Here is a 1,791-nt window from a genome sequence, read left to right as displayed (position 1 = left end):
CGACAGAGAAGGCTCGGTGACGCGCACGAGGCTTGATACGGAAACATCGCCCTCATTGGCGCCGCGAACCACCAGCGTGCCGCCGCCGAGATAACGGGTGCCCGACGCTTGCAGGGCCGCATTGGCGTCTTTCACCGTCGAGAAGGTCTGCAGCGCAAGCGACATGGCCGCTCCCCGATTTAGCTGTTGCCGGCGAAATGGCTCTTCAGGGCATTGAAGCCGCCCTGGAAGACATTGGCGCCCATGCCTTCGGCCAGCTTGTCGGCTTCTTCGGGGGCTGCATCGAAGCTTGCGGTCCATTCGGCATAGGTGCGGTCGCCGTCTGTCACTCGCCGCAATTGCAGTGTGGCCTTGTGGTTGGTGATCGGCTGCGGCGTTTCGAGGATGGCGTAGCTGACCAGGAAATTCTCGTCGGAAAAGTCGAGCAGTTTTTCGCGCAGCCGCGCGCCGCTGACCAATTGGAAGTTGCGCACGCAGCCGATCGTGGTGGCGTCCTTGCCGTCCTCGATATGGCTTTCCACCATGCGCGGGTGCCAACTCGGCAGGCCGTTGAAATCGCGGACGCGCGCCCAGACCTGTTCGACCGGCGCGTCGATGACGCTGGAAATGGTGACTTTCGCCATATGCTCGTTCCCTTGCGAAGATGGGAAGAAGGCTAGGGCGGTCGGCCGTATTGCGCTTATCAACGCGTCTTGCGCGCCTATCAATCAGTCTGAAAAACGTCCTCTCAGGACATTGCCCGGGCCGCTTCGCGATAAAGCGTCGGCGGCACGCCGACATGATCGCGGAAGAAGCGCGAGAAATTGCCCTGGGTGGTGAAGCCGAGATTGCAAGCGACAGAGATCAGCGGCTCTTGCGACCATTGCAACTGGCGCACAGCTTCCTCCATGCGCAGCGTGTTCCAGTAGACGTTCGGCGTCAGGTTGGTCTGTTCCTTGAACAAAGCGAAGAAGTGCGGCCGTGACAGGCCGACGCTGCGCGCCACGTCGTCGAAGGAGATGCGCTCGCAGACATTGGCCTTCATCAACTGGATCGCCTTGCGGACGCGGAAATCCAGCATCGTGTTGATGCGAGCGCGCGCCGCCGGCGGCGCCGAGGCATCGGCGGCGTCGAGCACGCTGTCGATGAAGCGTTCGATCTCGTAGTTGGCGACGTCGTCGATGCTCTCATTGTCGGTCAGATGATCGAGCAGGTTCGCCGCCGCCTGGTGCAGCCACGGTTCCAGCGTGATTGCCGCTTGCGTAAACAGCGGCGCCGACGATGGGAGGTCGCGACGCCGGCGCGCCCAGTCGGGATCGATGTAGAAGGCGAGGAAAAGGCCGGGCCTGCCGTCGCGCGAAAGTGCGTGGCTGTGCGGCTGGAACGAGTTGATGCCGGCCGCGGTGCTCTGTCCGAGCCGCACCGTCTCGCGGCCGATCGTCATTTCCCCGGCCGTGCCTTCCAGCCAGATGATGAGATGCGCCTCGCAATGGGCATGGGTGACGAAGTCGTTGGCGACATTCAGGACAGAGACATGTCCGAACCGGCCCCAATAGAGCCTGATCGCGTCCGTCATGGGTCTATTTCCTCCCGCAGGCGACTGGCCTCCCTTCGCCTGCCCGGGGATTTTGCGACCGGCGTCCGGCTTGCGTCAAGGTGTGCCGGAACGACGGGAGCCTCGCATCGCCCGTCCGGGTGGATTTTCAGACTGAGCGATAGGGGGCGTCCCTTCTCCCCTTGTGGGAGAAGGTGTCGCTGAAGGCGACGGATGAGGGGTGCTCCAGGGAACGCCAGCGTCTCACTTCGCTGGAA

The 1,791-nt window shown here is 62.9% G+C and carries 2 protein-coding genes and 1 pseudogene; all 3 read right to left on the bottom strand.

The genetic code is table 11. From position 1 onward, the window contains the following. A pseudogene (locus tag EOA29_RS44125) lies at window positions 1-165 on the bottom strand (xanthine dehydrogenase family protein subunit M); the annotation flags it as partial. 14 nt (window positions 166-179) lie between these two features. Continuing rightward, a complete protein-coding gene (locus tag EOA29_RS35180) occupies window positions 180-623 on the bottom strand; it encodes an SRPBCC family protein (RefSeq protein ID WP_126092985.1) in 444 nt (147 codons plus the stop codon). 104 nt (window positions 624-727) lie between these two features. Next, a complete protein-coding gene (locus EOA29_RS35175; protein ID WP_126092986.1) occupies window positions 728-1,555 on the bottom strand; it encodes an AraC family transcriptional regulator in 828 nt (275 codons plus the stop codon). Window positions 1,556-1,791 lie beyond the last annotated feature (236 nt).

Origin of the sequence: Mesorhizobium sp. M1E.F.Ca.ET.063.01.1.1, from assembly GCF_003998155.1 — a bacterium.
Classification (GTDB): Bacteria; Pseudomonadota; Alphaproteobacteria; order Rhizobiales; family Rhizobiaceae; genus Mesorhizobium.
This window is presented reverse-complemented; position numbering and strand designations above follow the sequence as displayed.

What these genes read in the sequence shown, in the direction of transcription:
- EOA29_RS35180 (WP_126092985.1), bottom strand. Translation starts at nt 623, where the DNA reads ATGGCGAAAGTCACCATTTCCAGCGTCATCGACGCGCCGGTCGAACAG.
- EOA29_RS35175 (WP_126092986.1), bottom strand. Translation starts at nt 1,555, where the DNA reads ATGACGGACGCGATCAGGCTCTATTGGGGCCGGTTCGGACATGTCTCT.